At 59.3% G+C, this 13,251-nt stretch carries 11 protein-coding genes and 1 pseudogene; 1 reads left to right on the forward strand and 11 read right to left on the reverse strand.

Annotation, left to right across the window (positions count from 1 at the left end; all coding sequences use genetic code 11):
- Positions 1-42: 42 nt before the first annotated feature.
- Positions 43-555, reverse strand: coding sequence for a polyadenylate-specific 3'-exoribonuclease AS (locus HMPREF2808_RS01435; protein WP_070519824.1), 513 nt, complete (start codon positions 553-555; stop codon positions 43-45).
- Positions 556-616: 61 nt separating this feature from the next.
- Here HMPREF2808_RS01435 and HMPREF2808_RS13930 point away from each other — a divergent pair, with 61 nt between their 5' ends.
- A complete protein-coding gene (locus tag HMPREF2808_RS13930; RefSeq protein ID WP_371325870.1) occupies positions 617-1,879 on the forward strand; it encodes a glycosyltransferase 87 family protein in 1,263 nt (420 codons plus the stop codon).
- A gap of 35 nt (positions 1,880-1,914) precedes the next feature.
- Here the strand turns inward: HMPREF2808_RS13930 and HMPREF2808_RS01445 are convergent.
- The 10 genes and pseudogenes from HMPREF2808_RS01445 to HMPREF2808_RS01490 all read right to left on the reverse strand — a co-directional run.
- Positions 1,915-2,898: pseudogene (locus HMPREF2808_RS01445) on the reverse strand (acyltransferase family protein); the annotation flags it as partial.
- 3 nt (positions 2,899-2,901) lie between these two features.
- On the reverse strand, positions 2,902-3,648 hold the full coding sequence (locus HMPREF2808_RS01450; RefSeq protein ID WP_070561939.1) for a lysophospholipid acyltransferase family protein: 747 nt from the start codon (positions 3,646-3,648) through the stop codon (positions 2,902-2,904).
- A gap of 66 nt (positions 3,649-3,714) precedes the next feature.
- Positions 3,715-4,671: an ROK family protein gene (locus tag HMPREF2808_RS01455; protein ID WP_070623262.1), complete on the reverse strand. Its 957-nt coding sequence runs from the start codon at positions 4,669-4,671 to the stop codon at positions 3,715-3,717.
- On the reverse strand, positions 4,664-5,827 hold the full coding sequence (locus HMPREF2808_RS01460; RefSeq protein ID WP_070623265.1) for a glycosyltransferase family 4 protein: 1,164 nt from the start codon (positions 5,825-5,827) through the stop codon (positions 4,664-4,666). Before HMPREF2808_RS01460 ends, HMPREF2808_RS01455 begins: the two co-directional genes overlap by 8 nt.
- Positions 5,828-5,830: 3 nt before the next feature.
- On the reverse strand, positions 5,831-6,907 hold the full coding sequence (locus tag HMPREF2808_RS01465) for a C40 family peptidase (protein WP_070623268.1): 1,077 nt from the start codon (positions 6,905-6,907) through the stop codon (positions 5,831-5,833).
- A gap of 158 nt (positions 6,908-7,065) precedes the next feature.
- Positions 7,066-7,695, reverse strand: coding sequence for a C40 family peptidase (locus HMPREF2808_RS01470; RefSeq protein ID WP_070533388.1), 630 nt, complete (start codon positions 7,693-7,695; stop codon positions 7,066-7,068).
- 886 nt (positions 7,696-8,581) lie between these two features.
- Complete coding sequence (locus HMPREF2808_RS01475; protein WP_070561948.1) at positions 8,582-10,204, reverse strand: cytochrome bc1 complex cytochrome b subunit; 1,623 nt, start codon at positions 10,202-10,204, stop codon at positions 8,582-8,584.
- Entirely contained in the window at positions 10,204-11,424 is a 1,221-nt protein-coding gene (locus HMPREF2808_RS01480; protein ID WP_070623272.1) for a cytochrome bc1 complex Rieske iron-sulfur subunit, read from the reverse strand. The genes HMPREF2808_RS01475 and HMPREF2808_RS01480 overlap by 1 nt, the downstream gene beginning before the upstream one ends.
- Complete coding sequence (locus tag HMPREF2808_RS01485; RefSeq protein WP_070519807.1) at positions 11,421-12,308, reverse strand: cytochrome bc1 complex diheme cytochrome c subunit; 888 nt, start codon at positions 12,306-12,308, stop codon at positions 11,421-11,423. The genes HMPREF2808_RS01480 and HMPREF2808_RS01485 overlap by 4 nt, the downstream gene beginning before the upstream one ends.
- A 67-nt stretch (positions 12,309-12,375) precedes the next feature.
- Positions 12,376-12,987 (reverse strand): aa3-type cytochrome oxidase subunit III, encoded by a 612-nt coding sequence (locus HMPREF2808_RS01490; RefSeq protein WP_369815732.1) that lies wholly within the window; start codon positions 12,985-12,987, stop codon positions 12,376-12,378.
- Between the last annotated feature and the right edge of the window lie 264 nt (positions 12,988-13,251).

Here is a 13,251-nt window from a genome sequence, read left to right on the forward strand (position 1 = left end):
CTATCGCGCGTTAGTTAATGGCATTTCGGCCACGGTATTAATTCACGCTTTATTAACGCGGTTGCCCCTAGTCAACGGCAAGTGCTGTTCACAAACCCGAAATTTGGCCAGATTATGGCGGGCGTCGACCAACGCGTCATGGTTGCCGTTCGGGACTGGAGGCAGCTTGGGGCGGCCGGCGAATTCCCAATACTGCTTAAGCTCCCGGGTATAGCGCGGCAGGCCCTTGGGCAGACTCGCCATATCGCCCCAGAGTTGCGCAACAACCACGTGGTCATAGGCGCCCACCCAGGCCCACAGCTCGATGGGAGTGGAGTGCCGGCCAAGGAATTTCAGGAGATCTTCGCGGATGGTTTCGCGCGATTTCCAGACCGGATCTGCTGGACTCGGCAGCTTATCCAAAACATTCTCACGCACCCATGCGTTTGCCTTGGCCGGATCGAAGTCTGTGGATACCGCGTAGTATTCGCTACCGTCTTCCCCGACAATTCCGATGGAGACCAATTCAATGGTCGATCCGTCCTCGATAAATTCGGTGTCGTAGAAGTAGCGCACGCCCCGTATCCTAGTCTCCCGCCCACATAGGCCTGCCCACTGGGGGTCTATACTCAACTGCGTGAAGAAAGCTCTCTCCTCCCCTCTCCTCCCCTTGTTCATAGCAGGGCTGGCCTCCCTAGCGTGGATTATCCAGCTTCCGGCATTATTCAGCAGCGGCAGCATTGCGCCTTATTACCACATTGACCTCGATGTCTATCGCGAGGGAGGACGCGCGCTTCTACGCGGAGAAAATCTTTACGCACAGAGCTATGTGCTCGACAACGGCTTTTCGCTGCCTTTTACCTACCCGCCTTTTGCTGCAGCGCTTTTCGCCATGGTGTCATGGCTCCCGTTGTGGCCGCTGTCCATTCTTCTCACCGCAGCATCGCTCGGGGCGCTGTGGGTTTGCCTGTATGCCGTGATTTCTCGGAGCTGTGCTACTGAGCGACCTGGTTGGTGGTCCTCGTGGGCATTGTGCGCCTGCATGCTGATGGAACCGGTTACTGAGACGCTCAGCTTCGGCCAAGTGAACCTTTTGTTGACCGCGGTAGTCATTGTAGATTGCCTACTGCTGAGCCCACGAAGCTCGTGGCGTGGTGTGCTTACGGGCATTGCAATAGCCATCAAGCTCACCCCAGCGGTCTTCCTCGCCGTGTTTTTCGTTCGCCGCGACTGGCGCGCTCTTGCCACGGCGGTGGTCTCCTTTGTCGCATGTGGTGTAGTGGGGCACCTCGCCTCCCCGGCGAGCTCAGCGGTGTATTGGACCGATACCCTCCGTGATTCCTCGCGCATCGGTGGGCTGGCCTACTCCGGCAACCAATCACTCCGTGGCTTGCTAAGCCGTATTGTCCCCGAGCAAGCAACGACCCTTTGGGTTCTCGGATGCATCGCCATCGTCGCGCTTCTGTGGTGGCTCATGGAACATACGTCATCGCAGGTTGAGCTCGTGCTACTCGCTTCCTCGGCGGCGCTGCTGTGCTCCCCGGTCTCGTGGTCTCACCATTTCACGTGGCTCTGCTTGGCAGCGGTCTATCTGACCGCCCGCCGACACTGGTTCCTAGCTGCCCTCACAGGGCTGACGTTGCTGGCCCGCGGCCACTGGCTCATCCCGCACAATGAGCAGCTGGAACTGACGTGGTCGTGGTGGCAGCAGATTCCGGGCAACGACTATTTCTTGCTCGTCGTGTTTCTTGTCGCGGTGAGCTGCTGGCTCAGGCTTGAGCCTACAGACGACGGTTCCGTTTTTCGCCGACTCGCACCGATCGGCGGCGGTTTAAGCGTCCAGCCCACGACGGGCACCTTGCCCAAAGCCCAAAGTGCTAGCGACGCAACAGCGCAATAAAGAACGCACATGCTAAGCCAGAACCACGTGTTTTCCAGCGGCCACTGGCCCGCCAGGCTAACCTCCCGAGGATGGAGCGCCATGGGGTAGCCATAAAGAATGGTGAGGCCGATGGGATGCCCAAGATAGATAGGCAGCGTGTGAGCACCGATGAAACGCAGACCGGTGGTCAGGGCCGGAATATAGGACACCACCACCGCCACCGCGATTCCCACTGGAACCTCGAAAAACTGCTCTACCATGCGAACAAGGATATGAACGTCATCCCTCACCAGCGCCTCCGTACCAGGCAACAACCACGTAACGTCAACTTCTCCGGAGAAGTTATCCCACGCGCGGCGAGTAAAAAAGCCGATGGCGTAGGCCACTGTCATCCCGGAATACGCCCAAAAACTGCGGTGATCCCATATGCCCTTAAACGGTGCCTCGATGGCTGCAGCAAAGGCAGAAATGGCATCACGGAAGTAGGCGGCGCCGACAAAGACTGGGAGAAACATGATGGCCTTCGCAATCGAGGTGTATTGCGCCTGCCAAGCGATGAACAGAATCGGCGAAAAGCTTAAGGCCACCGCTGCCCACCCGGGGAGCTTGCGTACGCACCACAAGAAAATGTTAAACAGTATCAGCGAATGCAAAAACCATGCCATGGAATGGCCCACGAGCAGGCTGGCCGTCATTTGGCCAACATCGAAGACGGGATCTCCAAAGACCCAGTGGTACTCCACGCGTTTGGTTTGTTGCTCAACGAGCATCCAGACCACATAAGGAACGAGGAAGTACCACAGGCGGCGTGTGAAAAGCTCCGCGAAGCTAAAGCGAAAAACCTTCTGAGCAAAAAAGCCGCTCACCAAGAAGAACAGAGGTAAGCGAAGCGGATCCAGCCAGACGTTAAAGGCCGCCAGCCACGTCTCCCCTGATTCAGGAACGGTGAGCGTGATGTGCAGTAGCACGACGCCCAGGATGGAGATTCCTTTCGCTACATCGGGCCACGCCAGGCGTTTGGTTGGAGAAGAAGACACTGACTACCGTGCCTCCGAACCGGGCTCGGCCCCTTCCGGGTAGCCGTGTCCAGCTTGCAGGGATGCCTTCACATCGGAGGCGTACACGTCGACATAGGGTTTGCCCGCCAACTCAGCCAGCTGCTTCATCACGTAGTCCGTAAAGGCGCGCGCAGTAGCGTGGTCCTGTGGATCAAGGTTGCGCTCGGCAGCCCACGCCTGGGGGTCGATGGGCTCACCCACGCGCATGCCGACGCGAACCGGACGCGGGATCCATGAACCGATCGGGTTTGCCTTCCGGGTATTAATCATGGCGATGGGAATTACCTGCTCACCAGTGGTCAACGCGATGCGCGCCATGCCGGTGCGCCCTTTGTAAATGCGTCCATCGGGCGAACGAGTTCCCTCCGGGTAGATTCCAAAGAGATCCCCACGGCCGATAATGCGTTGCGCGCTCGCTAGCATGGCGTCGCTCGCGTCTTTATTGACGCGGTCAATCGGCACCTGCCCCACGGAGCTAAAGAACCACTTTTGCAGGCCGCCAACGAAACCGGGGGTGGTGAAATACTCGCTCTTAGCCAGAAAAGTAATCTGCCGCGGGCACAACAGAGGGAAGTAGAAAGAATCCATGACGGCTTGGTGAGAGGATGCCAAAATAGCCGAACCGGATTCCGGGATGCGATCCATTCCTTCGGACCATGGGCGGTTCCACACTCGAAGGGCCGGGCCAAAAAAGATGTGCTTAAAGGCCCAGTACCACTTGTTTCGCATCGCTTATAGTCCTATCTGTTTATGCCGAACAGGCCGCGCTGTCCGGTGAAAGAAAAATGTGCGGTGTTAACCTCGGTGCTCCTGGCGGGCGAGATCAGCGACACCAATCATACCCGCCGCGGAACCCAGTTTCGCGGTTGCGACTCGGGCCAGAGGCCTGTGACCGGCCCCGACAATCTGGCTAGCCATGGCTTCCCGTGCCCGATCTAGGTACAGATCCGCGTCCTTGGATACCCCACCGCCGATGACGATCAGCTCGGGGTCAAGGACATCCGCCACCATGGATAGTCCCTGCCCCAACCACTGTCCGAAGTTATCCATGACAGCCAGACCTAGCGGATCTCCCCGGCGAGCGGCCGCGGTGATCTCCTCGCCGGAGGGATTCTCCGGGAGGGTGGTTTCAAAGTCACCGCGCAGATCCGCGCAGGTGTCCGGCAGAGCGGTTCCGGACGCGTAGCGTTCGAGGCAGCCGCGCTTTCCGCACGAACATTGGCGTCCGCCCGGTGAAACAACGAGGTGCCCAAACTCAGGGGCAGTGCCGAAAGCACCGCGGTAAATCGTGCCGTCATTAAATAGCGTGGCTCCAATGCCGGTACCGACAGCGAAGAAAACCCACTCCTTCGCCCCGCGCCCTGCGCCAAAGCGCCACTCCCCCCACGCGGCCGAGTTGGCGTCGTGCTCAAGCCGGACAGGAACGTCCAAGCGCTTGCTCAAGATTTCACGCACTGGGGCGTCCCGCCACGGCAAATGCGGAGCAAAACGCACAATTTCGCATTCGGGATCCAAGAACCCTGCGAGGGCAAGCCCAACGGCATCAATGTCATGGGAAGCTGCGAGGCTGTCGACGCAACGCACGATGTCATCTTCGAGCTCTCGCGCTTCCATGGCCGTAGGCACGCTCATCGAATCCACAATCTCTCCGGCGGGATCAATCACCGCGGCGCGCAGGTTTGTTCCACCAATATCGAACCCGATGGTGAGGCCACTGCGGCCGCCTTCAGCGGAGGGAGTGTGTTCAAGCATGACTAGTAGGATATACCCCGGCTTGCCCTCGATCACATTCAAGAATCTCGCGCAATCGTGCGCCCATGATTTCCCACGTCCAGCGCTCCTCTACGTGGCGGCGCCCGGCTGCCCCCATACGGTGGGCCCGGGGGGCATCGCCAAGCAACGTGCACAGTGCTTCCTCGAGCTCCGGTACCGAAGACCCGCGCACAACGAGCCCTGTTTCCGGAGTCACCGTTTCCGGTGCTCCGCCGGAATCTCCAGCAACCACTGGCAGTCCTGCCGCCTGCGCCTCAAGGTAAACAATGCCGAGTCCCTCGACGTCGAGTCCGCCGCCTCGTGTGCGCGCAGGCATGGCGAATACATCGGCCGCATGGAGGGCCAAACGCAATTCCGCCGTATCCCGCGCCTCCTGAATCACGGCGTCTGGGCAGTACAGATGCGCAAGTTCACGCAAGGTCGGCTCGTAGCGGCCGCGACCGATAATGAGTAATTGCGCATCCGGGATCCGCACACGCACAGCTGGCATAGCGCGCAAGAGTTGGTCCTGACCTTTACGCGGGACCAGGCGGGAGATGCAGACAATTACTGGGCCGGAACCCAACCCGAAATGCGCACGGGCCGCCTGCTTCTCTGCTGCGGTTGCTGGCGTGAAATCCTCCAGGTTGACCGCCGAGGGCAAATGACCCCCCCGCGCACCCGAGCCGAACGCGGGCTCCAACCTGTTGCGCGTGTAGTCCGAGATATACGTGAGGACATCCGAAGACTTACCGATCCTGCACAAGGCTTGCCGTGCCCCAGGAAGCATGGACCACCCCACCTCATGCCCGTGCGTTGTGGCTACGATGCGGCGCGCTCCCGCAGCACGCGCTGCCGGCGCCATGAGCGCGAGTGGGGCCGCGGCACCAAACCACACGGTCTCGATATCGTGTTCTCGGATGAGGCGCTGCATCTGGCGGGCCGTGGCAGGCGTTGGCAGCATGATGGAGCGCGGCCAGCGGACCACGGTATAGGGCAGCGTCGAGTCATACTCCGCAGCGGCGTCCCCGTCTTGGGTCGAGGCAAAGACGATGACATCCTGCGGGTTGAGGGTCGCCAGAAAGTCTCGGAGATAAGACTGAATCCCGCCGATGGTGGGCGGGAAATCATTGGTGACGAGGAGTGTGCGCGGCATGTCCTAATAGCGTACGGCACCTTCCACCGGCATGGAATTCAGCGGCACCACGGCCACGGGGACGCCATAGGTGGAGGCATGAACAATCTGGCCATCACCGATATACATTCCCACGTGGGTAACGCCGGGGTAATAGCCCACAATATCGCCGGGCTGGAGTTGGTCCAGCGGCACCGGCGTACCACCGGCGAGCTGCGCCTGCGAGGTGCGCGGAATGCTCTTGCCCATCTGCTGATAGCTCCACACCATCAGGCCAGAACAGTCAAAAACATCAGGACCCGTTGCGCCCCAGCCATACGGGGCGCCAATACGGCTGAGAGCGGCTTCCACAGCGGCAGACCCGGACCCATCGGCCAGCGCAGCCAAGTCAAGGTCGGAGGATCCACCGAAGTGCTGGACCCATGCCTCACGCGCTTCTGGGCTTAAGCCATCAACGGTGGCCTCAAGTTCCTTCTGTTGTTCTTCCAGCTCGGCCTTTTCTTTCAGCACCGAGTCACGCTTTACCTGCAGCTCGTCACGCTTATGGCGTGCCTCCTCGGCGGCATCAACCGCCTCTTGATGCGCGTTGTCGGCCGCTGCGGAAGCCGCGACCATTGCGTCTTCCTCACGCTTCGCGGCCTTGGATAGGGCACCTAGATAGCCCATCCGTTCTACCGCACTGGCCACGTCATTTGCATTGAGGGCGGCGGAGACCGACGTTGCAGCGGCATTCCTACGATAGCGCTTCTGCGCTAGAGCATCGATGCGTTCCTGTTGTTCAGCCACGGCGGCTGAGGCGTCTTCGGAAGTGCGCTGCGCCTCCTCGGCCTTCAATTCCAGCTCGCCGATCTCTTTCTCCGACTCAGCGAGCTCATCCTCGAGCCCCTTGACTTCCTCACCCTTGGCAGACACGCGCTGGGCGACGTCCGCCATGCGCTCAATGAGGCCGGGCAGGTCTTCAGGATCCTCCGCTTGCGGAGCGCCTTCCTGCTGCTGCTCCGGAGAAACCTCCTGGGACAAAGCCGACGGTGAAAGGACGGCAACTGGAACCGTGCTCAAGGCAAGTGCAGCGACCGCACACGCAAGGCCACGACGCGACATGGATACCCCCGAAACTTAGAGAAGGTTAATAGATAACTGAATTATACCCTCAGTCGAGCAAAAACATAACGGCTACAAGAATAGCCGAACCCCTTCCCCACCCTCACCATCAACATGGCAAGAGCGGCGGAAGGGGTTAGGACGATTACCGAGTGCGCTTAGAAGCGAACTGCGGAGTGAATCGGCATGTAGTTCAGAGAACGCTCACCCACCGGGGTACCGGAGTTCAGAGCGTCAATGATGGTGCCATGGCCGGTGTAGATGCCAACGTGAGATGCACCGGAGTAGTACACAATGATGTCACCCGGCTGCAGCGCATCGAGGGACACCGGGGTGCCGGCAGATGCCTGCGCCTGAGACGTACGCGGGATGGACACGCCAGCCTGCTGGTAAGCCCAGGAGGTCAGGCCAGAGCAATCGAAGGCGCTCGGGCCGTTAGCGCCGTAGACGTACGGGGAACCGATGGCGGAACGAGCGGCTTCAAGAACCTTCTCGCCCACGGACTGGGTCGGCGCCGGGGCCGGTGCCGCCGGGGACTCAACAGCAGCGGCGTAGCCGCCACCCTGGTTTGCCTTGAAGGCAGGGATGTAGCGATCAACGTTGGGCAGCTGCTGAATGTTAGGAACATTCTCCAGGCCGGCGACCTCAAAGCGGATGTCGGTGTCCGGAACAACGACCTCGGCAGCGTTGGCGGCAGCCGGTACGGTAACAGCCGCGGTTGCTGCGATAGCAGCGGTAGATGCGATGCGACGGGTGTTCACGTTGCCCTGACGACGGTGCTTAGCCACGAATTTAAACTCCAAATCTTCCTATGCGCCTACTTCGCCCGCCAAGACGGCGAATCATTCATTCACCTTCTTGATGACGCGGGCAAAAGCTCTGACCCAAGGGGCGGGCCTAGCGTTCGACGATGACCCATTCCTGTAGAGCCATCTCCGCTCGGCCCCCGGTTTTAGGAGGGGCCAGACGCGGCGCTTAAATCTTCAGTTCGTATTGAGCACCGGTGATGTGTACACCGTGTCGGTAACTCAATGTCTCGAATAGGTTACGAAATCATCACAAGCGATGTCGAGTCAGAAACGCAAAACCGGCTTCGTTACCGTCCTGTTATCAAACGGAAACCTAAAAGACATCCCCCGCGCAGCCCCGACTCCAATACACACTACCCGCCAGAAGATACGGGCAACAACCTGCCACAACAGGGTCGCCAGCCAACGCGAGACCGCTAGACCAATAGCGCATGACCGGAATCAGAATCCACCATAAAATTAGTGATGTAACCTTCATCACACACCGGTAATGCCGGGCATCAAATGCCCCAACCTACCCACAGTGCACTCCTAAAACACCACCAAAGAATCAAGAAATGCTGTGGATTTTTAGCAGATTCCTCCACCGACCCCCAGTACTATTCCTCACCCCACCAGAGATCAGCCACCTTGCGTGACATTAAGGAGCAAAGTTGACTCACCGTTAACGGAAAGTTAACTGCAGCCGCTCTACCCAACCATGGCAGAGCCATGAAGCGCTTATCCGAGTCAGGGCCCACCAGTGCGCCCTGAAGCCCGCCACAGCGCTACGAAGCGGATACAGAAACGCTGAGAGCCCGTGCTCCTTTCCTCGTATTGGGAAGGAACACGGGCTCTTGTGAGCGTGTTTCAGCGAGTGAAGGCGCTAGATGCGGCCGTTCTCCTCGTCTTCGCGGCGATTAGCCTCGTTGAGCTGACGGAACATCTCCGCTTCCTCAGCGTGGTTCTCGTGGCGAATCTCATTGACGCGGGAGACGATGGACGGGTCATCGGAAGAGAAGATGCCCTGCGTCTCGGAGTCAGCCAGACCAAGCTGGTTGAGCTGCTTCGGAACCGCGGCACCGGAGTACTCGAGCGGAATCGGGTGGCCATGGTCATCCACCGGGCCAAGCGGCTGGTGGACCTCAATGAAGGCACCATTCGGCAGCTGCTTAATAACGCCAGTCTCAATACCGTGCTCCAGGACCTCACGGTCGGAGCGCTGCAGACCAACGCAGATGCGGTAGGTCATGAAGTAAGCGATCGGCGGCAGGACGATGAGGCCGATACGGCCAACCCAGGTCATCGCGTTCAGGGAGATCTGGAAGAAGTGAGCCACGTGGTCGTTACCACCGGACAGCGTCACCAGAAGGAAGAACGTGATGGCAGCCGCGCCGATAGCGGAGCGAACCGGGACATCGCGCGGGCGCTGCAAGAGATTGTGGTGGGCGTCGTCACCAGTCAGCTTCTTTTCGATGAACGGGTAAGCAAACAGCAACACAACCATCAAGCCACAGAGCAGTGCAACCCAGAAGGCGGACGGAATCGTGTAGTTGCCGATGTAAAGCTCCCATGCCGGCATGACACGAGCAACACCGTCAGTCCACAGCATGTAAATATCCGGCTGGGAACCAGCGGAAACCTGAGACGGATTGTACGGGCCAAGGTTCCAGATGGAGTTAATAGTCATCAGACCGGAGATGAGTGCCAGCACGCCGGCAACCATCATGCCCATGCCAATGGCCTTGGTGGCGAAGACCGGCATAATACGGACGCCAACAACATTGTTCTCAGCGCGACCCGGTCCAGGGAACTGGGTGTGCTTCTGGAACCAGACCATGATGAGGTGAGCTGCAATCAGGCCCAGGATGATGCCCGGGATAACCAGCACGTGCAGGATGTAGAAACGATCCAGCATCAGGTCGGACGGGAAGTCGCCACCGAAGATGGCCCAGTGCAGCCAGGTGCCGATGATCGGCAGGCCCAGAATAATGGCGGACATGATTCGCAGACCGACACCGGAGAGGAGGTCGTCCGGGAGGGAGTAACCGAGGAAGCCCTCGATCATGCCCAAGAGAATCAATGCGCAACCAATAATCCAGTTAGCCTCACGCGGGCGACGGAACGCACCGGTGAAGAAGATGCGAAGCATGTGGGCAATCATGGACATCATGAACATGAGTGCTGCCCAGTGGTGCATCTGGCGCACGAACAGACCACCGCGAACCTCGAAGGAGAGGTCAAGCGCAGTTGCATAGGCGCGCGACATCTCCACACCGTTGAGCGGGGTGTAAGCGCCGTCGTAAATGACCTTCGTGATGGAAGGGTCGAAGAACAGCGCCAAGTAGATGCCGGTCAGCACCAAGATGATGAAGCTGTACAGTGCCATCTCACCGAGCATGAAGGACCAGTGAGTGGGAAAGACTTTGTTGAGCTGGGTACGCAGGACGCCGGCAGCGGAGTACCGCTCATCCATGTTGTTACCCATCTGTGCAAGTTTGTTACTCATTATGACTTACGCTCCCAGAATGCAGGTCCGACGGGCTCGATGAAGTTGCCCTTAGCAACGAGGTAGCCCTCTTCGTCCACGTCAATCGGCAGCTGCGGCAGTGCACGGGCGGCCGGACCGAAGACCGGCTTGCCGTAGTGCAGAGCGTCGAACTGCGACTGGTGGCACGGGCAGAGAATGCGGTTGGTCTGAGCCTCGTACAACGAGGTCGGGCAACCAATGTGGGTACAAATCTTGGAGTAGGCGTAGTAATCGCCGTAGTGGAAGTCCTCCTGGCCCTTGCGCTCGATGGCCTTCTTGGCGTCGTCGTTGCGCAGGCGGATGAGCATCACGGCGTTACGGTTGCCATGGATGGAGTGCATGTGGTTCTCGTAGACGTCCTTGTCCTCGGAGTACTCAGCACCATCGTTGACATCCTCAGCAGCCAGCGGGAAGACAGTCTCCATTCCGCCGGCCGCAAGGTCCTCCGGACGTACACGAACCAGGCGGGTAACACCGCGGGTGGTGTAGTGAGTGCCGGATTCGCCTTCGTGCTTCTCGGCGATAGTACCGGTATCGCGAGCAAGGTAGAGCTTGACGCCCTTTTCATGCATGGTCCAACCGGAAGTCCACAGCGTGCCGTCGCCGGCGTAGTTCAGATCGTGGCGCTTCTTCCACGGGTTATTGATGGCGCCACCCAGCGGCGCAATAACCGTCAGGCCGAACAGAACGCCGGCGCCGCCGAGCAGACCCTTGATGGTGGAACGGCGACCCAGCGTCGACGTGTTCCAAGAATCATTAAGCAGCGCGGTCAGCGTGCGGCGGTCAACCTCTTCGGAAGGACCGTCGTGGCGACGCTGGACTGAGATCTCCTCCGGGAGAATCTTCTTGACGTACTGAACAATGGCGAAGCCCAGGCCCAGAATGCACAGGCCGGAAGTCAGGCCCAGCAGCGGGGTGTAGAGCGTGTGCCACCACAGGCCGTCCTCCCCCAGCATCTTGTACTGCCACGGCCAGAAAAGGTAAACGCCAAGGAAGGCGATGCCCATCAGTACAGAAACGATGAGCCAGAAGGTGACATTGCCGGCGGCGCGCTTCTCAGCGGGGTCGCCCTCGACCGGGAAGCGTTCCTTGCGGAATGCGACGGTAACGTCGTCAAGCTCGGTGCCGAGTGCTGCGAGCTCGTCGTTGCTCATAGCATCGAGCTCTTTGCGAGAGTAATTCTTCTTTACGTTGCTCATGAGCGAGATCCAATCCACATAGCGGCAACGCACAGAAGGCTGATGCCGATGATCCACATTGCCAGGCCCTCAGCCACTGGGCCGAGACCGCCGAGCGACCAGCCGGCCGGGGACGGGGTTTCCTTTGCAGACTTGAGGTAGGCGATGATGTCCTTCTTCTCGTCTGCGGTCAGCTGACGGTCAGAGAACTTCGGCATGTTCTGCGGACCGGTCAGCATTGCCTGGTAGATCTCCTGCTCGTTGGCCGGAGCCAGCGGCGGGGCAAACTTACCGGAGGACAGCGCGCCGCCCTTGCCGGTGAAGTTGTGGCAGGACGCGCAGTTCATGCGGAAGAGCTCAGAACCCTTAGCTACGTCCTCTGCCTGAATCTGCCCGTTGTAGTTAGCGCCGCGCAGGGATTCCTGCGCAACGGAGCCGTCCTCGTTGTAGACGATATCGGCACCGCCACCGTTGGCAGCAACATAAGCGGCAAGCGCCAGGGTTTGCTGCTCGGTGTAGCGCGGAGTCTTGCGCTCAGCCTGAGCGTCGTTAGACATCATCGGCATGCGGCCGGAGTGAACCTGGAAGTACACGGAGCCGGCACCAATGCCAACGAGGGACGGGCCGCGGTCCTGGATGCCCTGCAGGTTAGCGCCGTGGCAGGTAATACAAGCGACTTCGTAGATGTCCTTGCCCTCTTGAACGAGTGCCTGGTCATCCTTTGCGGCTGTAGCCACCTGCGCGTCAGGGGTCAAGGCAGAAGCCAAGACGCCAGCGCCGGTAAGGCCGATGCTCAGCGCAAAGACGCCAGCCAGCGTGCGCTTCGCCTTGCGGCGACGGCGGGTCTTCTTAGCCGCGGCAGTGGTGTCTTCCACTGCGGCGGGCTGCTGGATGTTATCCATCATTTTCCTTTAGATAACTCGTACATGGAAATGAATGGCTGTAGGCCGGTTGCTCCCCGGCGACTACGGCCTACTGAACTAGGTAGATGACTACGAACACGCCGATCCACACAACGTCAACGAAGTGCCAGTAGTAGGACACTGCCATTGCCGCGGTGGCCTGTGCAGGCGTGAACTTGGAGCGGGCGATGCGCGCCAAGATGATTCCGAAGGAAATCAGACCCGCAGTCACGTGAGCCGCGTGGAAGCCGGTCAGAATGTAGAAGACCGAACCGAACACGCTGGACTGAACAGTGACACCAGCCATGATCAACTCTGTCCACTCGAACGCCATGATGCCTAGGAAGACAACACCCAACGCGATGGTCACCGAGTACCAGAGTCGGAGCTTGTATACGTCACCCCTTTCTGCTGCAAACACGCCGAACTGAGAGGTCACGGAGGAAAGAACCAGGACTGTCGTAATGATGAAGCCCATCGGCACGTTGATGTGCGCGGTGTGCTCAGCCCAGTCACCCTCCTGGCCGTTCGCACGCGAGGTGAACCACATCGCGAACAGTCCAGCAAAGAACATCAATTCCTGAGACAGGAACACGATGGTGCCAACGCTGACCATGTTGGGTCGGTTCAGCGCGGCAACACGTGGTGCTGCCATACCTTGGTTAGAAACTACGCTCGTCACGCATAACAGTATGGCTGGTCTAGCCGCATAAGTCATCTCATTTCCCCCCGATTTTTTTGAGGCCAGAGCATAGACCTTCACTATCTTCAGCTCGTCCGGAGTGCCCAAATCATTCAGGAAATAGTTGGGAACTTTTCACCGCGCTTTACGACGCCCCATCCCTGCAGGTAGTGCAACGTACTAACGAAGACGGCAAGCATTCAAAGCACGTCAACTACCCGGAGCCCGTCCGCCAGAGCTACTTCCCCATGACGTGCCCTAATG

This window comes from Corynebacterium sp. HMSC078A10, from assembly GCF_001811565.1.
Taxonomy (GTDB): Bacteria; Actinomycetota; Actinomycetes; order Mycobacteriales; family Mycobacteriaceae; genus Corynebacterium; species Corynebacterium hesseae.